The organism is Staphylococcus schweitzeri (genome assembly GCF_002902405.1).
GTDB classification, from domain to species: domain Bacteria; phylum Bacillota; class Bacilli; order Staphylococcales; family Staphylococcaceae; genus Staphylococcus; species Staphylococcus schweitzeri.
In genome coordinates this window covers 11,721-37,279 of the sequence record NZ_PPQS01000048.1, presented here as the reverse complement: position 1 = coordinate 37,279, position 25,559 = coordinate 11,721, and the positions used below count along the sequence as shown (strand labels likewise).

The 25,559-nt window shown below is 30.8% G+C and carries 25 protein-coding genes; 16 read left to right on the top strand and 9 right to left on the bottom strand.

The genetic code is table 11. The features are described from left to right. Positions 1-524 precede the first annotated feature (524 nt). The 3 genes from CD116_RS11885 to sroA form a co-directional block, all read right to left on the bottom strand. Positions 525-1,454, bottom strand: a complete 930-nt coding sequence (locus CD116_RS11885; protein ID WP_047550064.1) for a DMT family transporter — start codon at positions 1,452-1,454, stop codon at positions 525-527. A 179-nt stretch (positions 1,455-1,633) separates the two neighbouring features. Continuing rightward, positions 1,634-1,858 carry a DUF2922 domain-containing protein gene (locus CD116_RS11880; protein ID WP_047427651.1) on the bottom strand — a complete coding sequence of 75 codons (225 nt, stop codon included), beginning with the start codon at positions 1,856-1,858 and terminating at the stop codon, positions 1,634-1,636. Positions 1,859-1,874: 16 nt separating this feature from the next. After that, positions 1,875-2,078 carry a sigS mRNA-stabilizing protein SroA gene (gene sroA, locus CD116_RS11875; RefSeq protein ID WP_047427648.1) on the bottom strand — a complete coding sequence of 68 codons (204 nt, stop codon included), beginning with the start codon at positions 2,076-2,078 and terminating at the stop codon, positions 1,875-1,877. A 152-nt stretch (positions 2,079-2,230) separates the two neighbouring features. On the opposite strand from sroA, the gene CD116_RS11870 reads away from it, so the two are divergent. The 9 genes from CD116_RS11870 (at position 2,231) to CD116_RS11830 (ending at position 11,019) form a co-directional block, all read left to right on the top strand. Continuing rightward, entirely contained in the window at positions 2,231-2,791 is a 561-nt protein-coding gene (locus tag CD116_RS11870; RefSeq protein ID WP_047427647.1) for a tyrosine-type recombinase/integrase, read from the top strand. A gap of 15 nt (positions 2,792-2,806) precedes the next feature. After that, entirely contained in the window at positions 2,807-5,209 is a 2,403-nt protein-coding gene (mnhA2, locus tag CD116_RS11865; protein WP_047550061.1) for a Na+/H+ antiporter Mnh2 subunit A, read from the top strand. Beyond that, positions 5,196-5,621, top strand: a complete 426-nt coding sequence (mnhB2, locus tag CD116_RS11860; protein ID WP_047530263.1) for a Na+/H+ antiporter Mnh2 subunit B — start codon at positions 5,196-5,198, stop codon at positions 5,619-5,621. Before mnhA2 ends, mnhB2 begins: the two co-directional genes overlap by 14 nt. Then, positions 5,618-5,962, top strand: coding sequence for a Na+/H+ antiporter Mnh2 subunit C (gene mnhC2 / locus CD116_RS11855; RefSeq protein WP_001048984.1), 345 nt, complete (start codon positions 5,618-5,620; stop codon positions 5,960-5,962). The genes mnhB2 and mnhC2 overlap by 4 nt, the downstream gene beginning before the upstream one ends. Then, positions 5,952-7,448 carry a Na+/H+ antiporter Mnh2 subunit D gene (gene mnhD2 / locus CD116_RS11850; protein ID WP_047427636.1) on the top strand — a complete coding sequence of 499 codons (1,497 nt, stop codon included), beginning with the start codon at positions 5,952-5,954 and terminating at the stop codon, positions 7,446-7,448. Before mnhC2 ends, mnhD2 begins: the two co-directional genes overlap by 11 nt. After that, the gene (gene mnhE2, locus CD116_RS11845) at positions 7,449-7,931 is read left to right on the top strand and encodes a Na+/H+ antiporter Mnh2 subunit E (protein ID WP_047427633.1); all 483 of its coding nucleotides are present in this window, start codon (positions 7,449-7,451) and stop codon (positions 7,929-7,931) included. It abuts the gene before it with no gap. Beyond that, positions 7,928-8,230 (top strand): Na+/H+ antiporter Mnh2 subunit F, encoded by a 303-nt coding sequence (gene mnhF2 / locus CD116_RS11840; protein WP_047427630.1) that lies wholly within the window; start codon positions 7,928-7,930, stop codon positions 8,228-8,230. Before mnhE2 ends, mnhF2 begins: the two co-directional genes overlap by 4 nt. Then, complete coding sequence (gene mnhG2, locus CD116_RS11835) at positions 8,205-8,645, top strand: Na+/H+ antiporter Mnh2 subunit G (protein ID WP_047550056.1); 441 nt, start codon at positions 8,205-8,207, stop codon at positions 8,643-8,645. The genes mnhF2 and mnhG2 overlap by 26 nt, the downstream gene beginning before the upstream one ends. A 331-nt stretch (positions 8,646-8,976) precedes the next feature. Continuing rightward, on the top strand, positions 8,977-11,019 hold the full coding sequence (locus tag CD116_RS11830; protein ID WP_047427624.1) for a cation:proton antiporter: 2,043 nt from the start codon (positions 8,977-8,979) through the stop codon (positions 11,017-11,019). Positions 11,020-12,070: 1,051 nt separating this feature from the next. Here CD116_RS11830 and mntC read toward each other — a convergent pair. Genes mntC through CD116_RS11810 form a run of 3 tightly spaced genes read right to left on the bottom strand, consistent with a single transcriptional unit; the run spans position 12,071 to position 14,570 of the window. Beyond that, positions 12,071-13,000: a manganese ABC transporter substrate-binding lipoprotein MntC gene (gene mntC, locus CD116_RS11820; protein WP_047427620.1), complete on the bottom strand. Its 930-nt coding sequence runs from the start codon at positions 12,998-13,000 to the stop codon at positions 12,071-12,073. Beyond that, entirely contained in the window at positions 12,997-13,833 is an 837-nt protein-coding gene (locus CD116_RS11815; RefSeq protein ID WP_000889254.1) for a metal ABC transporter permease, read from the bottom strand. Before CD116_RS11815 ends, mntC begins: the two co-directional genes overlap by 4 nt. Next, positions 13,827-14,570, bottom strand: a complete 744-nt coding sequence (locus CD116_RS11810; RefSeq protein ID WP_000894464.1) for a metal ABC transporter ATP-binding protein — start codon at positions 14,568-14,570, stop codon at positions 13,827-13,829. The genes CD116_RS11815 and CD116_RS11810 overlap by 7 nt, the downstream gene beginning before the upstream one ends. Positions 14,571-14,691: 121 nt before the next feature. Between CD116_RS11810 and CD116_RS11805 the strand changes: the two genes are divergently transcribed. Further along, the gene (locus tag CD116_RS11805; RefSeq protein ID WP_047530269.1) at positions 14,692-15,336 is read left to right on the top strand and encodes a metal-dependent transcriptional regulator; all 645 of its coding nucleotides are present in this window, start codon (positions 14,692-14,694) and stop codon (positions 15,334-15,336) included. Positions 15,337-15,410: 74 nt separating this feature from the next. Here CD116_RS11805 and CD116_RS11800 read toward each other — a convergent pair whose 3' ends face one another. Beyond that, positions 15,411-16,163 carry a M50 family metallopeptidase gene (locus CD116_RS11800; RefSeq protein WP_047550054.1) on the bottom strand — a complete coding sequence of 251 codons (753 nt, stop codon included), beginning with the start codon at positions 16,161-16,163 and terminating at the stop codon, positions 15,411-15,413. A gap of 236 nt (positions 16,164-16,399) precedes the next feature. Between CD116_RS11800 and tarA the strand changes: the two genes are divergently transcribed. After that, positions 16,400-17,164: an N-acetylglucosaminyldiphosphoundecaprenol N-acetyl-beta-D-mannosaminyltransferase TarA gene (tarA, locus tag CD116_RS11795; protein ID WP_047550051.1), complete on the top strand. Its 765-nt coding sequence runs from the start codon at positions 16,400-16,402 to the stop codon at positions 17,162-17,164. Between the two features lie 67 nt (positions 17,165-17,231). On the opposite strand, the gene tagH is transcribed toward tarA, so the two are convergent. After that, positions 17,232-18,026 carry a teichoic acids export ABC transporter ATP-binding subunit TagH gene (gene tagH / locus CD116_RS11790; RefSeq protein WP_001103232.1) on the bottom strand — a complete coding sequence of 265 codons (795 nt, stop codon included), beginning with the start codon at positions 18,024-18,026 and terminating at the stop codon, positions 17,232-17,234. A 346-nt stretch (positions 18,027-18,372) separates the two neighbouring features. On the opposite strand from tagH, the gene tagG reads away from it, so the two are divergent. The 4 genes from tagG to tagD all read left to right on the top strand — a co-directional run bounded on the left by tagG (position 18,373) and on the right by tagD (position 21,906). Continuing rightward, complete coding sequence (tagG, locus tag CD116_RS11785; protein ID WP_047427604.1) at positions 18,373-19,185, top strand: teichoic acids export ABC transporter permease subunit TagG; 813 nt, start codon at positions 18,373-18,375, stop codon at positions 19,183-19,185. Positions 19,186-19,283: 98 nt separating this feature from the next. After that, entirely contained in the window at positions 19,284-20,387 is a 1,104-nt protein-coding gene (tarB, locus tag CD116_RS11780; protein ID WP_047530276.1) for a teichoic acid glycerol-phosphate primase TarB, read from the top strand. Next, positions 20,384-21,445, top strand: a complete 1,062-nt coding sequence (locus CD116_RS11775) for a glycosyltransferase family 2 protein (protein WP_047550048.1) — start codon at positions 20,384-20,386, stop codon at positions 21,443-21,445. Before tarB ends, CD116_RS11775 begins: the two co-directional genes overlap by 4 nt. A gap of 62 nt (positions 21,446-21,507) precedes the next feature. After that, the gene (tagD, locus tag CD116_RS11770) at positions 21,508-21,906 is read left to right on the top strand and encodes a glycerol-3-phosphate cytidylyltransferase (protein WP_000832260.1); all 399 of its coding nucleotides are present in this window, start codon (positions 21,508-21,510) and stop codon (positions 21,904-21,906) included. A 115-nt stretch (positions 21,907-22,021) separates the two neighbouring features. On the opposite strand, the gene pbp4 is transcribed toward tagD, so the two are convergent. Then, positions 22,022-23,317, bottom strand: coding sequence for a penicillin-binding protein PBP4 (gene pbp4 / locus CD116_RS11765; protein WP_047550043.1), 1,296 nt, complete (start codon positions 23,315-23,317; stop codon positions 22,022-22,024). Between the two features lie 422 nt (positions 23,318-23,739). Between pbp4 and CD116_RS11760 the strand changes: the two genes are divergently transcribed. After that, positions 23,740-25,467, top strand: a complete 1,728-nt coding sequence (locus tag CD116_RS11760; protein ID WP_047427593.1) for an ABC transporter ATP-binding protein — start codon at positions 23,740-23,742, stop codon at positions 25,465-25,467. The last annotated feature ends 92 nt before the right edge of the window (positions 25,468-25,559 follow it).

The following is a 25,559-nucleotide window of genomic DNA, read 5'->3' as shown; positions in this document are numbered from 1 at the left end:
CCATTTTTCAAACTTTTATCACTAAAAAAGAAAATTTATTATAATTTTTTTAATTTAGTAATTCCCATAGTAGTTCAATTTAAAAGAAAACGCTTTAATTTTCATCAAAAAATCAAACTATAGCACGTTAAAGTAACTAATTGGTAATCCGATTGATACTTAGGAATCAATAGTAGATAGTACGATAATTATAAATGTTAAGAACATCTTCAATTTATAATTTCGACTCAATGAATTATAAATTGTTGCATATTTTGACTTATTTTTAATTAATTGAATAACCAACTATGAAATATTAGCACGAATAACATAAATTTTGCTATTAATATGGTTCACATTATTGCAAAATAACATAAATTTAGGACTAAAGAATGAGTTGTCTATTAAAATCTACAAATTAATAATAGTTGTTACATATCATTTGATTTAGAATCATAGCTTATTCAAACATTTTTAGAGCACAAAAAAATAGCTTATCATTTTTAGAAAAAATTACAAGTTAAAATGATAAACTAGACTAAATTTTAAAATAATCTCAAAAGTATAATACCGGATATGATACTTAACAAACCAATCGATTTTTTTAATGTCATATTTATTTTGGGTGAACCAAATAATCCAAAATAATCAATCAATATACCCATTAGAATTTGTCCGAACATACCAATCATTGTAGTCAATGCTGCGCCTAGGTGGGGCATCAATATAATATTAGCTGTTACAAATGCCATTCCAAGAACTCCACCGACGAAATAAATGAGTTTCAAATTTCCAATTTGTTCATGTTTTGTAGTTATTTTTAATGAGCGATTAAAAATTATTGTTAAAATAAATAACGTTATCGTCCCGATTGAAAAAGAAACGAGTGAAGCGAATGTTGGTGAATGCGTATTGTAGGCAAGGGTACTATTAATGGCTGTTTGAATCGGTGGTAGGAATCCGAATATAAAGCCGAGAACTAACCATAATATTATATGATTTTGGTTTACTAATAATAAGTTTTTTTTATTAAATTGGTTCATTAATATTATCCCGAAAAGTAACAATAATACTCCAAATGCTTTTATTAAATTAAATTCATGAATAGAAGCACCGAATAAGCCAAAGGTATCAATAAGGACACCCATTATAATTTGGCCTGCTACAGTGGCAATAACAGTTAATGTTGCACCTAATCTCGGTAATAATAATAAATTTCCAGTTAAAAAACTAACGCCTAATATCCCGCCAACGATCCATGTGTAATTAAACGTTTGATTACTATAAAAATGAGTCGTAAATACTTCTGGATTAATTACAATATTTAAAATGACTAAACACAATGTCCCAACTGAAAATGAAATTAATGAAGTATAGAAAGGTGATTTAGTATAAAGAGATAATCTCGAATTAACTGATGTTTGAATAGGGATAAGCATTCCAACAATAATGCCTAAAAAATAAAGTAAGAGCATATTTGATAAACCACGCTTTCTATTTTATAAATGAACGATAAGAATACCTTACCATTAATGTTAGAATATACAACTATGTTTTAAGAGTTAAATTAATGATATCAAAGAACACCGCAGACTTTCATTATGAAAATCTGCGGTGTTATTATGACCATTTATATCATTATGTCATCAAAGTGCTATTTCTTTTCTTCAAATAATACAGTTGTTGTTTTATCAACAATTTGAGCAGCATGTACTTTTGTAATTGAACCACTATTAGATTGTAATATATTTAAACTTACTAAAGCGTTCATATTATCTCGTGCAATTTGCTCTGTTACGAGATTATTTAATTGTGGTAATAGCAATTTGACTGGTTTGTCAGATGCAGATTTAAAACTTAATTCAAGTGTTTTGGTCATTAATGACACCTCCTAGTTAAATTGAGAAAGATTTGATAACTTCGATATTACTGTAAGATTCTCCAGTAAGTCTTTCGATGATTTTGCTAAATGCTTTGATTTGCTCATTTGTTGACTCAGGGCTAATGTTGGCAAATCGACGTTTATATTCTATTTGTTTGCCATTTGCGTCCGTTGTTGACATTGATAAGACAACTGTAATGCGATTGGTTTTATTCATTTTTATACCTCCTTTCACTTTATATATCGAAATGCGTTTTAAAAAGGGTTAATTATTTTATTTATGTTTAAAATCTATAAAAAAGGAAATAGATATATGTGACTAAAATATCATTTGTTTATGATTAAGACACTTCAAGTGAGGAGGCAACAATGAATAAAGTAGAAGCGATAAAGAAAAATGAAGATATTATCAAAATGTATCAAGTACTCAAACATAAGTCAGAACGGGATTATTTATTTTTTAAGCTAGCTATACATAGTGGATTAAAAATGTCTGACTTATTAGCACTCACAGTTGAACAAGTAAATGTTCTTATTGATAATTGTAGACTATCGGAATTGTGTAAAGTACATTATCATTCCTTAATTAAAATAAAATTACCAGAATCATTATCGAAGGAATTACTGCATTATATTAAGCAGAAAAATTTATCAAATGAAGATTTTCTATTCCAATCATTACGAACAAATCAAGTACTTTCTAGACAACAAGCGTATAGAATTATACATAAGGCTGCAAAAGAAGCTAACATTGAGCATGTTGGTTTAACGACACTCCGTAAGACATTTGCTTTCCACGCATATCAAAAGGGAATACCAATAGTGATTATTCAAAAATATTTAGGACATCAATCAACTATAGAAACATTGAATTTTATAGGGGTAGAAAATGAAAGTGAACACAGTATTTATATCACATTAAATTTATAAAAAGGGAGGCAAATAATGAGTTTGGTTTATTTATTAATAGCAATATTAGTTATTATGGCAATGATTTTAGTAACTGTTAGTCATCGATCTATGGCTAACTATGCAGGTTATATCGCGATTATTGCACCAGTTATATCATCTTTTTACTTTTTAATTCAAATACCATCTGTGATAAAGCAACAATATATTTCTGTTTCCATACCGTGGCTTACTACATTAGATATTAATTTAGAATTACGCTTAGATGGTTTGAGTTTAATGTTTGCGCTTATTATTTCAATGATAGGAATCGCTGTTTTTTTCTATGCAACACAGTATTTATCCTCTCGAAAAGATAATTTACCAAGATTTTATTTTTATTTAACGCTGTTCATGTTTAGTATGATTGGCATTGTGTTGTCCAATAATACGATAATGATGTATGTATTTTGGGAATTAACTAGTGTTTCGTCATTTCTTTTAATTTCATATTGGTATAACAATGGTGACAGTCAATTTGGTGCATTGCAATCATTTATGATTACTGTATTTGGAGGATTAGCATTATTAATTGGCTTTATCATGTTATATATAGTGACTGGAACCAACACTATATCCGATATATTAGCTCAAGCAGATCATATTAAAAATCATGCTTTATTTATTCCAATAATTTTCATGTTTTTACTAGGAGCCTTTACAAAGTCTGCACAATTTCCGTTTCACATATGGTTGCCTAAAGCTATGGCTGCACCGACACCTGTGAGTGCTTATTTACACTCTGCCACGATGGTTAAAGCAGGTATATTTTTATTACTCAGATTTACGCCAGTATTAGGGCTAAGTAATTTGTACATATATATTGTGACGATTGTTGGCTTAACCACAATGTTATTTGGATCGATTATAGCTTTAAAACAATGGGATTTAAAAGGGATTTTAGCTTATTCTACCATTAGCCAGTTAGGTATGATTATGGCTTTAGTTGGCATTGGTGGCGGTTTTGCACAACATCCACATGATGAAGTGACTACAATTTATTCATTTACCTTGTTTGCAGCGTTATTCCATTTAATGAATCATGCAATTTTTAAATGTGCACTATTTATGGGTGTTGGTATTTTAGATCATGAAGCGGGTTCTAGAGATATCAGAATTTTAAGCGGGATGCGTCATCTATTCCCAAAAATGAATATAGTCATGACAATTGCTGCTTTATCTATGGCAGGTATACCATTCTTAAATGGATTTTTAAGTAAAGAAATGTTTTTAGATGTTTTAACACAAGCAGTTCAATTACCTCAATTTAACTTCGTACTGAAGATTGTGTTAGTTATTATCGGTGTTATTGCGAGTATTTTTACATTCACATATGCCCTTTACATGATTAAAGAAGTATTTTGGGGGAAATACGACATCTCAGTTTGTACTAAAAAAAATATACATGAACCATTGCCATTTAGTTTTCCAGCAATCGTATTAACAGTACTTATACCTTTAATATTTTTCATTCCAAACATTTTTGGTCAAGCAATCATTGTTCCGGCATTAAGAGCGGTTTCTGGAGTAGGACCTCAAATTGATCAATACGCACCGCACATATCACAATGGCATGGATTTAATTTACCATTTGTATTAACGTTAATAATTATTTTAGTTGGACTTGTGATGGCGTTAAAAGTTGACTGGAAAAGAATTATATCCGGAAAGATAAGACAGATTTCAGTTTCAAAAGGATATGAACTTGTTTATCGACATTTTGAAAAATTTGCTACGAATACCTTTAAACTAATCATGCAAGATCGCTTAAATCAATATATTATTATTACTTTATCTATTTTTATGATTATTATCGGATATGGCTATATCCGTATAGGATTTCCTAAAGTACATCAATTACATGTTTCTGAATTTGGTCCTATGGAAATTATTTTGGCAATTGTCACTGTCATTATAGGTATGTCATTGATTTTTATCCGTCAAAGACTGACTATGGTAATTTTAAATGGTGTTATAGGTTTTGTTGTAACGTTATTCTTTATCGTTATGAAGGCACCAGATTTAGCATTGACTCAACTTGTAGTTGAAACGATTACGACAATATTATTTATTGTTAGCTTTTCAAGGTTGCCAAACGTACCAAGGTCTAAAGCGAATGTAAAAAGAGAAACTATCAAAATTATTGTATCTCTGCTGATGGCAATTATAGTTGTATCACTTATTTTTATTGCGCAACAAGCAGATGGTCTATCATCTATATCAGATTTTTACCATACAGCTGATAAATTAACAGGTGGTAAAAATATTGTAAATGCGATACTAGGTGATTTTAGAGCACTAGATACTTTGTTTGAAGGATTAGTATTGATCATTACTGGACTAGGTATATACACATTATTAAATTATCAAGATCGGAGGGGACAAGATGAAAGAGAATGATGTTGTACTAAAAACGGTTACTAAACTAGTTGTATTTATATTATTGACATTCGGATTCTATGTCTTTTTTGCCGGTCATAATAATCCAGGTGGCGGTTTTATTGGTGGATTGATATTTAGTTCAGCATTTATATTAATGTTTCTTGCATTTGATGTTGATGAAGTATTAAAAAGTTTGCCAATTGATTTTAGAGTATTAATGATAGTTGGAGCATTGGTATCTTCTATGACAGCTATTATACCGACATTTTTTAGAAAGCCGTTCTTGTCTCAATATGAAACAACATGGGCGCTTCCAATTTTAGGACATATCCATGTGTCCACAATAACGCTGTTTGAATTAGGTATATTATTCTCTGTAGTGGGTGTTATTGTCACTGTAATGTTGTCACTTAGTGGAGGTAGGTCATGAATTTAATATTATTATTAGTTATAGGGTTTTTAGTGTTTATTGGCACTTATATGATTTTATCTATTAATTTAATACGTATTGTTATTGGTATTTCAATTTACACGCATGCAGGTAATCTAATTATAATGAGCATGGGGACATACGGTTCTAACAAATCAGAACCATTGATTACAAGTGGAAATCAATTATTTGTAGATCCATTACTGCAAGCAATTGTACTTACTGCGATTGTTATTGGATTTGGTATGACTGCCTTTTTACTTGTACTTGTTTATAGAACCTACAGAGTAACGAAAGAAGATGAAATTGATGGTTTAAGGGGGGATGATGATGCTAAGTAATGCACTGATTTTACCGATGCTATTACCATTCCTATGTGCTTTGATTCTTGTATTTTTAAAAAACAATGACAAGATTTCTAAATATTTATATCTAGGTACGATGACTGTTACAACATTGATTTCATTACTATTATTAATTTATGTTCAAAATCATCGACCGATTACATTAGATTTTGGTGGTTGGACAGCACCATTTGGCATACAATTTTTAGGAGATTCTTTAAGTTTAATTATGGTTACGACCGCTTCTTTTGTCATAACATTAATCATGGCATACGGATTTGGTCGTGGAGAACAGAAAGCAAATCGCTATCACTTACCATCTTTTATATTATTTTTAAGTGTAGGTGTGATTGGATCATTTCTAACATCTGATTTATTTAATTTATATGTTATGTTTGAAATTATGTTACTCGCTTCATTTGTATTAATTACACTTGGGCAATCTGTTGAGCAATTAAGGGCAGCTATTATCTATGTTGTATTAAACATTATCGGTTCATGGTTGTTTTTATTAGGAATAGGATTGTTATATAAGACTGTAGGCACACTTAATTTTTCACATATTGCATTACGCTTAAATGAACTGGGTGATAATAAAACAGTTGCGATAATTTCGCTAATCTTTTTAGTCGCATTTAGTAGTAAAGCAGCACTTGTTTTATTTATGTGGTTACCTAAAGCATATGCAGTGTTAAATACTGAATTAGCGGCATTGTTTGCAGCTTTAATGACTAAAGTTGGTGCATATGCATTGATTCGTTTCTTTACATTAATATTTGACCAGCACAACAATTTGATACATCCGTTAATAGCTGTTATGGCTTCGATAACAATGATTATAGGATCGATAGGGGTTTTAGCATATAAAGACATTAAAAAGATTGCAGCATACCAAGTTGTTATTTCTATAGGGTTTATTATTTTGGGGTTAGGAACAAATACTTTTGAAGGTATTAACGGTGCAATCTTTTATTTAGTTAACGATATTGTTGTAAAGACATTACTGTTCTTTATTATTGGTAGCTTAGTTTACATTACAGGTTTTCGTCAATATCAATATTTAAATGGGTTAGCTAAAAAAGAACCATTTTTTGGTGTCGCATTTATTATAGTGATATTTGCAATTGGTGGTGTACCACCGTTTAGTGGATTCCCAGGAAAAGTACTTATTTTCCAAGGTGCATTGCAAAATGGCAATTATGTAGGACTAGGTTTGATGATTATTACAAGCTTAATTGCTATGTATAGTTTGTTTAGAATTTTATTTTATATGTATTTTGGAGATAAAGACGGTGAAGAAGTTCGTTTTAAGAAAATCCCAAAATATCGTAAAGGTATACTTAGCATTTTAGTCATTGCTGTAATTGCTATCGGAATAGCTGCACCAATATTATTAAAAATTACAAATGAGGCAACGGAACTTAATACAAATGATCAATTATATCATCAACTTGTTAATCCACATTTGAAAGGAGAAGACTAAATGAATCAAATTGTTTTAAATATTATCATTGCATTCTTATGGGTGTTATTTCAAGATGAAGATCATTTTAAATTCTCCACTTTCTTTTCTGGATATCTAATTGGTTTAATTGTCATATATATATTACACAGATTTTTTAGTGATGATTTTTATGTTCGAAAAATATGGGTGGCAATTAAATTTGTAGGTGTTTATTTATATCAATTATTGACATCTAGTATCAGCACAATTAATTATATTCTTTTCAAAACTAAAGATATGAATCCAGGATTATTGTCCTATGAAACAAGGCTCTCAAGTGATTGGGCAATTACATTTTTAACCATATTAATTATCATTACACCTGGATCTACTGTTATAAGAATTTCTCAAGACTCTAAAAAGTTCTTTATTCATAGTATTGATGTATCTGAGAATGAAAAAGAAAGTCTAGTAAGAAGTATTAAGCATTATGAAGACTTAATATTGGAGGTGTCGCGATGATTCAGTCAATAACAAATATGATGATAATTAGCGCGCTCATTATTTTTGGGATCGCATTAATCATTTGTTTATTTAGACTAATAAAAGGTCCGACTACAGCAGATCGAGTAGTTACATTTGATACTACTAGCGCAGTGGTTATGTCAATCGTTGGAGTGTTAAGTGTGTTAATGGATACGGTATCCTTTCTAGATTCCATCATGCTAATCGCCATAATTTCGTTTGTTAGTTCTGTTTCTATCTCTAGATTTATTGGTGGGGGGTATGTGTTTAATGGAAATAACAAAAGAAATCTTTAGTCTTATCGCCGCCGTGATGTTGTTGCTAGGTAGTATTATTGCGCTTATTAGTGCAATAGGAATTGTGAAATTTCAAGACGTATTCTTAAGAAGCCATGCTGCTACTAAAAGTTCAACGCTTTCTGTGTTACTAACGTTAATAGGAGTGTTCATTTATTTTATTGTAAATACAGGTTTTTTCAGTGTAAGATTAATACTTTCTCTTGTTTTTATAAATTTAACTTCACCTGTAGGGATGCATTTAGTAGCTCGAGCTGCATATCGAAATGGGGCTTACATGTATAGAAAAAATGATGAGCAAACACATACTTCTATACTATTAAGTTCTAATGAACAAAATTCTAGCGACGCATTAAAAGCTCGTGCCAAAAAAAGAGAAGCGCATCGAAAATCATGGTACCAAAAAGACAGATGAATATAATGAGAAGATAGGTAATCCCACTTATTTTATTAAAATAAATAATCAAATGAGCACTTCGAGACATTTAATGTTATGTCGAAGTGCTCATTTTGTTAATTACTCACTGGTAATGATACGGTACACAGAAAGCAAGATGTTTATTTATTCAAACAATTAGTGATAAAATAAAATTAAATAATTGCAAATTTGAGTACTGCAATCGTAGAACAAAATCTATATTTAATTACTTTAGTGGTCGTTAATTAAATTATCCTCAAAAGTATTATTACAACGAGATGTGATACTTAATTTTCAATTAAACAATACTTTTTAGAGAGGTGAAAGTTTGGAAATATTTGAAACAATACTTATATTTATAGCTGTTGTAATACTAAGTTCTTTCGTCCATACTTTCATACCTAAAGTACCCCTAGCATTTATACAAATTTTCTTGGGCATGTTACTATTTATTACCCCAATCCCTGTTCAATTTAATTTTGATTCTGAATTATTTATGGTAACAATGATTGCACCTTTATTATTTGTAGAAGGTGTTAATGTATCAAGAGTACATTTAAGAAAGTACATTAAACCAGTAATGATGATGGCATTAGGTTTAGTAATAACTACAGTCATAGGCGTTGGCTTATTTATACATTGGATATGGCCAGATTTACCTATTGGGGCAGCATTTGCTATTGCAGCAATACTTTGCCCAACTGATGCAGTAGCTGTACAAGCAATCACTAAAGGAAAAGTATTGCCAAAAGGCGCAATGACTATCCTTGAAGGTGAATCATTATTAAACGATGCTGCTGGTATCATTTCTTTTAAAATAGCTGTTGGCGTATTAGTAACAGGTGCATTTTCACTTGTAGATGCAGTCCAGTTATTTTTAGTTGCATCATTAGGTGGTGCAGTCATTGGTTTGCTTATAGGTATGGCATTAGTAAGATTCCGATTGACATTGATGCGTCGAGGCTATGAAAACATAAATATGTTTACGATAATTCAATTGTTAACACCGTTCGTTACATATTTAATTGCTGAATTATTCCATGCATCAGGTATCATTGCAGCAGTAGTTGCTGGTCTAGTACATGGATTTGAACGAGATAGAATTATGCAAGTACGTACACAATTACAAATGAGTTACAATCATACGTGGAATATTTTAGGCTATGTTTTGAATGGCTTTGTCTTTTCAATACTAGGTTTTTTAGTTCCTGAAGTTGTCATTAAAATTATTAAAACAGAACCACACAATTTGATCTTTTTAATTGGTATAACAGTTGTTGTTGCATTTGCCGTATACTTATTTAGATTTGTTTGGGTTTATGTCTTATATCCGTATTTTTATTTAGCCATCAGTCCATTCCAAAAAATGATGTCTAAAAATGATGATGATAATCCAACGACTGAGAAGCCACCGAAGCGTAGTTTATATGCTTTAATTATGACTTTATGTGGTGTGCATGGGACAATATCATTAGCAATTGCTTTAACATTACCGTACTTTTTAGCTGGGCACCATGAGTTTACTTATCGAAATGACTTATTATTTATAGCATCAGGAATGGTAATTATTAGTTTAGTAGTTGCTCAAGTTTTGTTACCAATGTTAACAAAACCAGCACCTAAAACTGTTATTGGCAATATGTCGTTTAAAGTCGCTAGAATTTATATACTCGAACATGTTATTGACTACTTAAATCAGAAATCAACTTTTGAAACAAGTTATAAATATGGTAATGTCATTAAAGAGTATCATGATAAGTTAGCATTTTTAAAAACAGTAGAAAAAGATGATGAAAACTCAAAAGAATTAGAACGATTGCAAAAAATTGCGTTTAATGTTGAAACGAAAACGCTAGAATCTTTAGTAGATGAAGGACAAATTACAAATAGTGTACTTGAAAACTATATGCGTTATGCAGAAAGAACGCAGGTATATAAACAGGCTTCATTAATTAGAAGAATGATAGTTTTATTACGTGGTGCATTATTAAAACGACGAGTTCAAACGAAAGTCAATTCTGCTTCTTCGTTAAGTGTTACAGATAACTTAATGGAATTAAATAAAATCAATAAGTTAGTTCATTATAATGTTGTCAGTCGATTATCTAAAGAGACGACGAAAGATAACACACTAGAAGTAGGGATGGTTTGTGATGGTTATTTAATGAGAATTGAAAACTTAACACCATCTAATTTCTTCAACTCTGCAAGTGAAGATACGATTACTAAAATTAAATTAAATGCTTTACGAGAACAACGTCGCATTTTACGTGAATTGATTGATACAGATGAGGTATCTGAAGGTACTGCTTTGAAATTAAGAGAGGCAATCAATTATGATGAAATGGTTATTGTAGATAGTATGACGTAGTTCGTAACTATGCTAAAAGGGATTGATGAAAAACATAATGGCTTTTCATCAATCCCTTTTAAATATGAGTTGCGTATTAAGGTACTTCATCTTTTATGGTGGGAAGGTAAAACTTCCTGCTTTTTTTAATACACAAAAAGCGCAATTGCCTCTATCTAATAATAAAAACTCTAAAAGTTGTAATTTAAAATAGTTCTTTAAATTATATACTCACCACATTTGATGGAGAACTCGTATTAAGTTGATTTGCTATGTCATTTAAAGAAGGTGAGAAGTTAATTTACATAAAAATAGCCACACTCATATGACATCGGATGAGTGTGGCTTGAGGATCTATGGGGGGAGGAAACCATAGATATTTACTTTGATAGGCCAGATTAAATATCAAAGTATGCGATTATTTATAGCTTGATGCAAAAGTGGTATGCCTACTAAAAGTTACTGCACATAACTTTTAGTATTCCGTTCAAAGGAAAGGGGCATACAATTGAACAATCTGTAATAGTACTTTTAACCAGCTATGCTAAAAGTCTAGTAGGGAGAACAGTTGTCCAATCACATAAGAACCTCAAACTTTGTTACTACGATTAAGAAAAGCCTTTTTAAAGTTAGTATGTAATACAATTTATTCGCGCGTGTGAATCTCTTTAAAAGAGTGTGTAGGGAATGGCGTTATATAAATTGTATTAGAAGAAATTCTAACGCATCTCTATGGTTAAAAGAGATGAAGGGAACGACAGTTTAATCAAAACTGCATAAAGCTTTTAGCTTTGCTCTTTTATTCAAAGAGTGATAAATGTTTAAAGTTTAAATCAAAACTGCATAAGAACTTCTAGCTTTTCTCTCTCGTTCAAAGAGAAGTTCTAATACCACCATATCGTGCGATCGGGAACGGTATATATTAATAGGAGGGTAATATATATTTAACGCACGATATGGGACTATTAGTCTTCGACTTTGCTATGTTGATGTATGGCCTAAAATATTGGAAAAACCAATATTTTAGGTTGCATCAACATCAATTCATCATACTTCATTAAAACTCAGCGAGTTATTTCATACTTCCGTGTACAGTTTCAATGTTTGATTTCATCATTTTATAATAAGAATCACCTTTAGTGCCTTCTTTACCAATTGAATCTGTGTACACTTCACCGAAGATATCTTTCTTCGTTTCTTCAGATAAACTTTCCATTGCTTTTTTATCAACACTTGTTTCAACTAATAAATGTTTTAATTTATGTGCTTTTACAAACTCGATTGCTTGTCTCATTTGCTCTGGTGTACCTTGTTTCTCAGTGTTAATTTCCCAAATATAACCTGGAGTAATGCCATATTGTTTTGAGAAGTATTTAAATGCACCTTCACTTGTGATCATGGCACGTTGTGCTTTTGGAATATCATTAAATTTATCTTTACTATCATTATTTAACTTTTCCAATTGTGCAATGTACTTATTACCTTGTTTTTCATAATCTGCTTTATGTTTTTTGTCGTTGTCGATAAATGTTTGTTGAATTGTTTTTACGTATTTAATACCGTTGTCTAAACTTAACCATGCGTGTGGGTCTTGTTTATCTTTGTTGCCTTCTTCACCGTTTAAATAGATAGGTTTAACATCTTTTGATACTGCGATAACTTTTTTATCTTTTAAAGATTTACCAGCTTGTTCTAAGGCTTTTTCAAACCAACCGTTACCAGTTTCTAAGTTTAAGCCGTTATATAAAATGACGTCAGCGTCAGTTAACTTTTTAATATCTTTAGGTTTAACTTCATATTCATGAGGATCTTGACCAACTGGGACAATACTATGAATATCGACGTTGTCTCCACCAACATTTTTAGCCATATCGTATAAAATTGAATTTGTCGTTACAACTTTTAGTTTGCCATTTGACTTATCACTACTTTGTTTACCACCAGTACCACATGCAGCTACTAGAAGCAATAAGGCTAATAATAAAGGTATTAATTTTTTCATGTTAAACTTCCTCGTTTCTTTCTATTCGTAAATTTTGTGAAAAATAATGTGATGATATAAATTACAAATGTACAAAGTACAATTGTTGCACCACTTGGAATGTTATAAATATAGCTGTAATAAAGTCCAACAATCGAACTTATGACACTTATTAAACTCGCTATAATCATCATTGAGTACAGTTTTTTACTTATTAAAAATGCTGTAGATGCAGGTGTAATTAATAAAGCAACTACAAGAATAATACCAACCGTTTGAATACTTGCGACTGTTACTAATGAAAGTAATAACATCACAAAGTAATGTAGTAACGTAGTATTTAGACCACTCATTCTACTGAACGTTGGATCGAACGTAGAAATCATTAATGGACGATAGAAAATAATGATTAATATTAGGACAATTGAACCAATCACAATTGTTGTTAGAAAAGCACTATTTGTGATAGCTAATAAGTTACCAAATAAAATATGGTATAAATCTGTCGTTGTGTTTATTAAGCTTATAATAATTATCCCTGAAGCTAAGAAAGCGGTAAAACTAATTCCAATCGCGGCATCTGGTTTCGTTTTACTACTAGATGTGATATAACCGATAAAAATACTTGCAATCATACCAGTTACAAGTGCACCTACAAACATTGGTATACCAAACAAGAATGATAGTGCAACACCAGGTAATACAGCATGACTCATTGCATCTCCCATTAATGAAAGACCTCGTAATACAATCAAACTACCAACTGTACCGCAAACAATCCCTACAATAATTGAAGTTATCAATGCACGATTTAAGAATTGATATGTAAATAAATGCTCGACAAACTCTAACATGTTATATTGCTCCTTTGACTAGGGTCACTACAGTCTGTACTACTCATAAAAGTTTCATTTAAGCGAGTGACACTCATAGCTTCTTCACTATCACCAAAGTATCGTAATGTTTGATTTAATAGAATAATGCGATCAAAGTATTGTTTTGCTTTTGATAAATCATGGTGGATAATCAAGATAAGTTTTCCTTGTTGTTTTAAATTTTCTATTTTTGTCATAATCAATTTTTCGCTACTAAAATCAATTCCTACAAAAGGTTCGTCTAGAAAATACACTTCACTTTCGGACATCAATGCTCTCGCTACTAATACACGTTGTAATTGTCCACCACTTAATTCTGAAATTTGTCGATGACGTAAAGATTCTAATTCCAAATCGCTTAATAACTGTTTGAGTTTATCCCTTGCTGATTTATTAGGCCGTCTAAACCATCCAATTTCTTTATAGCAACCTGATAAAATCACTTGTTCCACACTTATTGGAAAATCTAAATCAATATGTGCTTTTTGTGGAATATATGTAATGTGTTGCAGTTGTTGTTGTATAGGTTTGTTATATAACAATTTTGTACCGGTAGCGTTAAATTCGCCAATTAAAGATTTGATTAGCGAAGATTTACCAGCACCGTTTGGGCCCATGATACCAATAATTTCACCGCGAACTGGTATCGATAAAGAAATGTTTTTAAGTACATGCTTATTACCTAAAAACAAATTTAAATCTTTTGTTTCTAACAAACGTATATACCTCCTAATTAAAAGTTTAGGCTAACCTAATTAATTGTATAATAAACTGAGAATATTTATCATGTCAAGTAAATTCGTGATATAATAAAGTGAATGTATGTGAGGTGAAAGTATGTTAACTGAAGAAAAAGAGGATTATTTAAAGGCAATTCTTACAAATAATGGCGATAAAAATTTTGTGACAAATAAAATCTTATCTCAATTTTTAAATATTAAACCTCCATCTGTAAGTGAAATGGTAGGTCGTCTTGAAAAAGCAGGTTATGTCGAAACAAAACCATATAAAGGTGTTAGATTAACGGAAGATGGTTTAATGCATACACTTGATATTATTAAGAGGCATCGACTATTAGAATTATTTTTAATAGAAATATTGAAATATAATTGGGAAGAAGTACATCAAGAAGCAGAAATTTTAGAACATCGAATCTCAAATTTATTTGTAGAGAGATTAGATAGTCTATTGAATTTTCCTGAAACGTGTCCCCATGGCGGAGTTATACCAAGAAATAATGAATATAAAGAGAAATATGTTACGACTATTTTAAATTATGAACCGGGTGATCTTGTAACTATCAAACGTGTGAGAGATAAAACGGATTTGTTAGTGTACCTGTCTAGTAAAGATATATCGATAGGTAATGAAGTTGAAATCGTGTCTAAAGATGAAATGAATAAAGTTATTATTATTAAACGTAATGACAATGTTATAATTATTAGCTATGAAAATGCTATGAACATGTTCGCTGAAAAATAAAATAAAGAAGCCTTAAAGTTAAACGTAAATGCACTAGTAGACATTGACGGATAGTAATTTAAGGCTTCTTTTTATTAACTTAATAGATGTGTGTATTTAAGTAAAATATTTACTGTATAAAGGTTAAAGATAATCCAAATTGTACTGTAAATAAAGATTGGAACATGGCTAAGATCTTTAAGTGCACTTCCGTCCCATTGTGGGCTTGGACGCTGGAAAGTTAATTTTGAAATTGTCCAACTAGACTGAAGGACTTCACCTAGTAAAACACCTAATATAAATTGATAACTAATAGTGACAATCATTTGGATTGCTAAAACATTGTCATCTTTTAATATAAAGTAAAGCATAATTGAAATTAATGTAATAACAATAATAGGCGTACCTTTTCTAGATGTTAATATTAGAAAATAGATAAATATCAATAAATAGCTAAAAATAAATATGCTAGGTATTTGATAGTGACTTGATGCTAAACCTATAAGCAACATCATTGGGGGCATTAAGTAACCACCTAGAGTTGTAAGCCATTGACCGACTAAATGTCTGGATTGCGTAACAGCAAATCCTTGTTGTAGAGTTAGCTGTCGTTCTCTTGGGCTTGTAACAATAACTAAATCTTTTGCTCGTCCTCCAGCTATTTTATTGAATAACACATGTCCAAACTCATGTGTAAGAACAGGTATATAATTTAAAATGATATCCAAATAATTCAATATAGGTTTATGTCTAAATTGATGGACGACAATATAGATTATTGCAACGAAAACAATGATATAAATATTTAGTTCTGTTGTTGTTTTTAGAAAATTAGTTAAGTAATTCATTGTGTAACCTCATATAAGATTGTAAATTAAAAATTAATTCTCTCTTATTATAAAGGATAATGCCATAATTGGCGTTAGACTTTAGACTTACGTTAGTTAAACTAATTTTAATTTTTGTGAAGGAAATAATGTGTTAAAATAAAGCAAAATCATTTCGATATAAATGGGATAAGTATAATTCTTGTTAATTTTAATTACACTAAAATAATAATGATAAAAGATAGGAGATTCCTTTTATGACTGTTGAAGAAACAAGCAACACATCTAAAGTTGATATTTTAGGGGTCAATTTTGATAATACAACAATGTTAAAGATGGTCGAAAACATTAAAACATTTTTTGCACACCAAACAACAAATAATCTTTTTATAGTGACAGCTAACCCTGAAATAGTAAATTATGCGACAACTCATCAAGCATATTTAGAATTAATTAATCGAGCAAGTTATATTGTTGCGGATGGAACAGGTGTAGTAAAAGCTTCACGTCGCTTGAATCGTTCATTATCTCAACGTATTCCAGGTATTGAGTTGATGGATGAATGTTTAAAAATTGCACATGTAAATCATCAAAAAGTTTTTTTACTTGGCGCAACAAATGAGATAGTTGAAGCGGCGCAATACGCATTACAACTAAGATACCCAAATATTACTTTTGCACATCACCATGGATATATTGATTTAGAAGATGAAACAGTGGTTAAGCGCATTAAATTGTTTAAACCAGATTATATTTTTGTAGGTATGGGATTCCCTAAACAAGAAGAGTGGATTATGGCACATGAACAACAATTTGTTTCTACTGTAATGATGGGAGTTGGGGGTTCTTTAGAAGTATTTGCAGGAGCTAAAAAAAGAGCGCCATTTATCTTCAGAAAATTAAATATTGAGTGGGTGTACCGAGCATTAATTGATTGGAAACGAATTGGTAGACTTAAGAGCATTCCAATATTTATGTATAAAATAGCTAAGATAAAAAGAAAAAATAAAAAGATTAAATAATCTTACAATAATAAATAAGAACCGAGTATTTGCTGGGGAAGCATAATCTCGGTTCTTATTTATTTATTTATTTGATGACGAATCGTGATTCATCAAGTTTATTTCTAAATTCTTTTTGTTCCGCTTTTGATTTCTTTTTAAAGTCATTTAAGAAAGCTTCGTATTTTGGTAATACATCATCAAGCTCACCATAATCTTTTAATTTGCCGCCTTCAATCCATGCTATTTTTGTACAGAATTGTCTCACTTGGCCTAAATTATGACTAACAAAGAAAATAGTTTTATTTTGTTCTTTAAATTCGTATATTTTATCTAAACATTTTTGAGCAAACGTTTGGTCACCAACAGACAAAGCTTCGTCAATGACTAGGATATCCGGGTTTACTGTGATATTAATAGAGAATCCAAGCTTTGCACGCATACCGCTTGAATATTTTTTAACTGGTTGATAAATGAACTCACCCAGTTCACTAAATTCGATAATCTTAGGTGTCATTGCTTTGATTTCTTTACGTTTGAAACCCATGCATAACATTTTAAATTCAATATTTTCGATGCCTGTTAATTGTCCGCTTAACCCAGCACTAATGGCAATTACGCTTACTTCACCGTTGCGGTCAACTTTTCCAACAGTAGGTGATAATGAGCCACCTATAATATTGCTTAGCGTTGATTTACCAGATCCATTTATGCCAACGAGCCCAATCACATCGCCTTCATAAGCTTTTAAGCTAATATCGTCTAAGGCGAAAAATGTTTTGTTTTTATGTTTGGGAATAAGTGCATCTTTCATACGTTCTTTGTTCGTACGATAGATACGATATTCTTTTGTTACATTTTTAATGTTTACCGAAACGTTCATTTGTAGACCTTCCTTATTCACATTTATCTAGATTATAATATACTACGCAACAGTTGTTAAATTTTAAAACCTGTTGTAAAGTGTATAGAAGATTTTGTTATTATCAGAGTTGGTAATATGACACAAAGTTTTAATCATCAATGATAACAATGATATTTAAAAACTAAACTTATTTCAACTTACATGATTGTATACTATAATGTATTTGTAATAAACTAATATTTTAAAGAACTAGACAATAATTTTGATAATACCCATGTATAGTGATAGTATTTACAACAATTATTATAATACTATTTAGTTAAGTAGAGAAATAGTTAAACATTTGAAAGTGTGGTTTAATGGAATGTCAGCAATAGGAACAGTTTTTAAAGAACATGTAAAGAACTTTTATTTAATTCAAAGACTGGCTCAGTTTCAAGTTAAAATTATCAATCATAGTAACTATTTAGGTGTAGCATGGGAATTAATAAACCCTGTTATGCAAATTATGGTTTACTGGATGGTTTTTGGATTAGGGATAAGAAGTAATGCACCGATTCATGGCGTACCTTTTGTATATTGGTTATTGGTTGGTATTAGTATGTGGTTCTTCATCAACCAAGGTATTTTAGAGGGGACAAAAGCTATTACGCAAAAGTTTAATCAAGTATCGAAAATGAATTTTCCGTTATCGATTATACCTACATATATTGTTACAAGTAGATTTTATGGACATTTAGGTTTACTTTTACTTGTTATCATCGCATGTATGTTTACAGGTATTTATCCATCAATACATATCATTCAATTATTGATATATGTACCGTTTTGTTTTTTCTTAACTGCTTCAGTGACGTTATTAACATCAACACTAGGTGTGTTAGTTAGAGATACGCAAATGTTAATGCAAGCGATATTAAGAATATTATTTTACTTTTCACCGATTTTATGGTTGCCGAAAAACCATGGTATAAGTGGTTTAATTCATGAAATGATGAAATATAACCCTGTATACTTTATTGCTGAATCATACCGTGCAGCAATTTTGTATCACGAATGGTATTTCATGGATCATTGGAAATTAATGTTATACAATTTTGGTATTGTTGCCATTTTCTTCGCGATTGGTTCATATTTACACATGAAATATAGAGATCAATTTGCAGATTTCTTGTAATATATTTATATGACGAAACCCCGCTAACCATTAATAAATGGAAGTGGGGTTCATTTTTGTTTATAATTTAAGTAAATAACATATTAAGTTGGTGTATTATGAACGTTTTAATAAAGAAATTTTATCATTTGGTAGTTCGAATACTTTCTAAAATGATTACGCCTCAAGTGATTGATAAACCGCATATCGTATTTATGATGACTTTTCCAGAAGATATTAAGCCTATCATCAAAGCATTAAATATTTCGTCGTATCAGATAACTGTTTTAACAACACCAAAACAAGCGACTTATTTATCTGAACTTAGCGACGATGTTGATTTGATAGAAATGACTAATCGAACATTAGTAAAACAAATCAAGGCTTTGAAAAGTGCGAGGATGATTATTATTGATAATTATTACCTATTACTAGGGGGATATAAAAAGACTTCTGATCAACACATTGTTCAAACCTGGCATGCCAGTGGTGCATTAAAAGACTTTGGCTTAACAGATCATCAAGTCGATGTGTCTGACAAGGCAATGGTTCAGCAGTACCGTAATGTTTATCAAGCGACTGATTTTTACTTAGTGGGTTGTGAACAAATGTCACAATGTTTTAAACAGTCTTTAGGTGCAACAGAAGAGCAAATGTTGTATTTTGGGCTTCCGAGAATTAATAAATATTATACAGCTGATAGAGCAACAGTTAAGGCAGAGTTAAAGGATAAATATGGAATTACAAATAAGTTGGCATTATATGTCCCAACATATAGAGAAGATAAAGCAGATAATAGGGCTATTGATAAAGATTATTTTGAAAAATGTTTGCCAGGATATACACTAATTAATAAATTACATCCATCAATTGAACGTTCAGACGTTGATGACGTATCTTCAATCGACACGTCTACATTAATGCTAATGTCAGATTTAATTATTAGCGACTATAGTTCGCTGCCAATAGAAGCTAGCTTGTTAGATATTCCAACTATATTTTATGTGTATGATGAAGGAAAATATGATAAGGTGAGAGGCCTGAACCAATTTTACAAAGTAATACCGGATAGCTACAAAGTGTATACTGAAGAAGATTTAATAATGGCGTTACAAGAAAAAGAGCATCTATTAAGTCCGTTATTTAAAGATTGGCATAAGTATAATACTGATAAAAGTTTACATCAGCTCATAGAATATATAGATAAGATGGTGACAAAATGAGGCTTACGATAATCATACCTACATGTAATAATGAGGCAACAATTCGACAATTGTTAATATCTATTGAGAGTAAAGAACACTTTAGAATACTTTGTATTGACGGTGGTTCTACCGATCAAACAATTCCTATGATTGAACAGTTACAAAGAGAACTCAAGCATATTTCATTAATACAATTACAAAATGCTTCGATAGCTAAGTGTATTAATAAAGGTTTGATGGATATCAAAATGACAGATCCGCATGATAGTGACGCATTTATGGTCATAAATCCAACATCAATCGTATTGCCAGGTAAATTAGATTGGCTAACTGCAGCCTTCAAAAATAATGATAATATTGATATGGTAATAGGGCAGCGAGCTTACGATTACCATGGTGAATGGAAATTGAAAACTGGTGATGAGTTTATTAAAGAAAATCGAATCGTTACATTAACAGAACAACCTGATTTATTATCAAGGATGTCTTTTGACGGAAAGTTATTCAGTGCTAAATTTGCTGAATTACAGTGTGACGAAACCTTAGCTAACACTTACAATCACGAAATACTTGTCAAAGCGATGCAAAAAGCTACGGATATACATTTAGTTTCACAGATGATTGTCGGAGATAACGATATAGATACACATGCTACAAGTAACAATGAAGATTTTAATAGATATATCACAGAAATTATGAAAATAAGACAACGAGTCATGGAAATGTTACTATTACCTGAACAAAGGATATTATATAGTGATATGGTTGATCGTATTTTATTCAATAATTCATTAAAATATTATATGAATGAACACCCAGCAGTAACGCACACGACAATTCAACTCGTAAAAGACTATATTATGTCTATGCAGCATTCTGATTATGTATCACAAAATATGTTTGACATTATAAATACCATAGAATTTGTTGGTGGGAATTGGGATAGAGAAACATACGAATTGTGGCGACAAACATTAATTCAAGTGGGCATTAATAGGCCGACTTATAAAAAATTCTTGATACAACTTAAAGGGAGAAAGTTTGCACATCGAACAAAATCAATGTTAAAACGATAACGTGTACATTGATGGCCATAAACTGCAATCGTATGATGTGACAATATGAGGAGGATAACTTAATGAAACGTGTAATAACATATGGCACATATGACTTACTTCACTATGGTCATATCGAATTGCTTCGTCGTGCAAGAGAGATGGGCGATTATTTAATAGTAGCATTATCAACTGATGAATTTAATCAAATTAAACATAAAAAATCATATTATGATTACGAACAACGAAAAATGATGCTTGAATCTATACGCTATGTCGATTTAGTCATTCCAGAAAAGGGCTGGGGACAAAAAGAAGACGATGTCGAAAAATTTGATGTAGATGTTTTTGTTATGGGACATGATTGGGAAGGTGAATTCGACTTCTTAAAGGATAAATGTGAAGTCATTTATTTAAAACGTACAGAAGGCATTTCGACGACTAAAATCAAACAAGAATTATACGGTAAAGATGCTAAATAAATCATATTAAACTATCAATACTAAACGATAAATTAACATAGATTATTATAAAATAAATATAAAACGGACAAGTTTCGCAGCTTTATAATGTGAAACTTGTCCATTTTAGTATGTTTTATTTTCTTTTTCTAAATAAACGATTGATTATCATATGAACAATTAGTGCTAAACCAGCGACTAGGCATGCACCACCAATGATAGTGAATAATGGATGTTCTGCCCATATACTTTTAGCAACAGCATTTGCCTTTTGAATTATTGGCTGATGAACTTCTACAGTCGGAGGACCATAATCTTTATTAATAAATTCTCTTGGATAGTCCGCATGTACTTTACCATCTTCGACTACAAGTTTGTAATCTTTTTTACTAAAATCACTTGGTAAAACATCATAAAGATCATTTTCAACATAATATTTCTTACCATTTATCTTTTGCTCACCTTTAGACAATATTTTCACATATTTATACTGATCAAATGAACGTTCCATTAATGCATTCCCCATCATATTACGTTGTTTTTCACCGCCAAGGTTTTTATAATCACCTGTACCCATGATTACTTGATTAATTCTAAATTTACCACGTTTAGTTGTTATTGTGTGATTATAATTTGCTGTATCACTTGATCCAGTTTTTAAACCGTCTGTACCTGGTAAACTCATTTTTGCGCCTTCAAGTGAATAGTTGAATGTGTAGTAAGTTACTGCATGTGTAGTTGGAGCTAATTGTTTAGTAAAATCTAATATTTTAGGTGTTTCTTTTAATACATGCAAATCTAAAATTGCATAGTCTCTAGCAGTTGTTACTGTATGCTCTTGATTTTTATATTTTGTTGGAGCAAATGTACGTAATCTCGAGTTTTCAGCACCTGTAGGATTGACAAAATGCGTATTCGTCATACCTAAAGCTTTAGCTTTGTTATTCATTAAATCAACGAAATCGCTGGTATTTTTTGATACTTTCTTAGCTAAAATTAATGCCGCAGCATTACTAGAATTAGAAACTGTAATTTGCAACAGGTCTGCGATTGTCCATACTTGTCCAGGGTATAGTTTCGTGTTACTCAACTCAGGTAGTGTAGACATAATATATTCTTTGTTCGTCATTGTAACAGTATCATTTAATGAAAGTTGTCCCTTATTTACAGCTTCTAATGTTAAATACATCGTCATCAACTTTGTCATAGAAGCCGGATTCCATTTTGTATCTATATTATATTGATACAACAGTTGTCCTGTTTGACTTACGTTGATTGCACTAGTTGGTTGATATGCTTCTGATAATCCTGCATAACCATATTGATTTGCTGCTTGTACAGGGGTTACGTCACTGTTAGCAGCTTGTGCATATGGTGTCATAATACTTACTGTTAAACATAAAATGATGATTATAGATATTAAATTTTTCATAAAGCGTTAATCTTCCCTTTTCCAATTCTTAAATGTTCCCTAGAAGCAATGGTCATTCCAAATTATGAAAATCATTGCTAATTCACTTCACCTTAATTAAATTGCTGTAAATTAAGTTTTTTGCAGTTAATTTGAAAAATAATCCCAATATATTACTCACGTAGCTAAAGGTGTTATAATGTTTATACGAAGAACAAAATTACTTAAAAGCAATTAATTTTCATATTGTGATAACAGCTTTACATGTTAGTTCTACAAAAATTGCAATAGAAATATTCTATCATATAAATGTTATGAACGGTAATTTGGGGTAACGCTTTATTTTATTTTATAAATTTTCTTGGGAGAAAAGAAATTGATAGGATTACATGTATCTATCTAACATTAATGAACTATAAATTTCAAACAGAAGAGGTATTATTATGAAACGAGAAAATCCATTGTTTTTCTTATTTAAAAAACTTTCATGGCCAGTGGGTCTTATCGTTGCAGCTATAACTATTTCATCACTAGGGAGTTTAAGTGGACTATTAGTACCACTATTTACTGGACGAATTGTAGATAAGTTTTCCGTGAGCCATATCAATTGGAATCTAATCGCATTGTTTGGTGGTATCTTTGTCATCAATGCGTTATTAAGCGGATTAGGTTTATATTTATTAAGTAAAATTGGTGAGAAAATTATTTATGCAATTCGCTCAGTTTTATGGGAACACATTATACAATTGAAAATGCCATTTTTTGATAAAAATGAAAGTGGGCAATTAATGAGTCGTTTAACTGACGATACAAAAGTGATTAACGAATTTATTTCGCAAAAGCTTCCTAACTTGTTACCATCAATTGTTACTTTAATTGGATCGCTAATTATGTTGTTTATTTTAGATTGGAAAATGACATTATTAACATTTATAACAATTCCGATTTTTGTGCTTATTATGATTCCTTTAGGTCGTGTAATGCAAAAAATTTCGACAAGTACACAATCAGAAATTGCAAACTTTAGTGGGTTACTAGGTCGAGTACTTACTGAAATGCGACTAGTTAAAATATCAAATACAGAGCGACTTGAATTGGATAATGCCCATAAAAATCTTAATGAAATCTATAAATTAGGTTTAAAACAGGCTAAAATCGCAGCAGTTGTACAACCAATTTCAGGTATTGTTATGTTGCTAACAATTGCAATTATTTTAGGTTTTGGTGCATTAGAAATTGCGACTGGTGCAATCACTGCAGGTACATTAATTGCAATGATATTTTATGTTATTCAATTATCGATGCCACTGATTAATTTATCGACATTAGTTACAGATTATAAAAAAGCTGTTGGTGCAAGTAGTAGAATTTATGAAATAATGCAAGAACCTATTGAACCAACAGAAGATCTTGAGGATTCTAAAAATGTTTTAATAGATGATGGCGTATTGTCATTTGAACATGTAGATTTTAAATATGATGTTAAGAAAATTTTGGATGACGTTTCATTCCAAATACCGCAAGGGCAAGTAAGTGCTTTTGTAGGGCCATCAGGTTCTGGTAAAAGTACTATATTCAATTTGATAGAACGCATGTATGAAATTGAATCAGGAGATATTAAATATGGTCTTGAAAGTGTCTATGATATTCCGTTATCTAAATGGCGCCGTAAAATTGGTTATGTAATGCAATCCAATTCGATGATGAATGGCACAATTAGAGATAATATTTTATACGGTATTAATCGTCATGTAACTGATGAAGAGCTAATTAACTACGCTAAACTGGCAAACTGTCATGACTTTATTATGCAATTTGATGAAGGTTACGACACACTCGTAGGTGAACGAGGTTTGAAACTTTCAGGGGGGCAACGTCAACGTATAGATATTGCTAGAAGTTTTGTGAAAAATCCAGATATCTTACTACTTGATGAAGCAACAGCTAATCTCGACAGTGAAAGTGAACTGAAAATCCAAGAAGCATTAGAAACATTAATGGAAGGTAGAACAACAATTGTTATTGCCCATCGTTTATCTACTATTAAAAAAGCAGGTCAAATTATATTCTTGGATAAAGGACAGGTTACAGGTAAAGGTACACATTCAGAATTAATGGCATCACATGAGAAGTATAAAAACTTCGTTGTGTCTCAAAAATTAACAGATTAATTTCATGTAAATATAATACTAAGCTTGGAGCAAAAGCAAGAATACAACTAATATAACAAAGTTATTAAAATTTATTAGTTGAAAATGTTAAC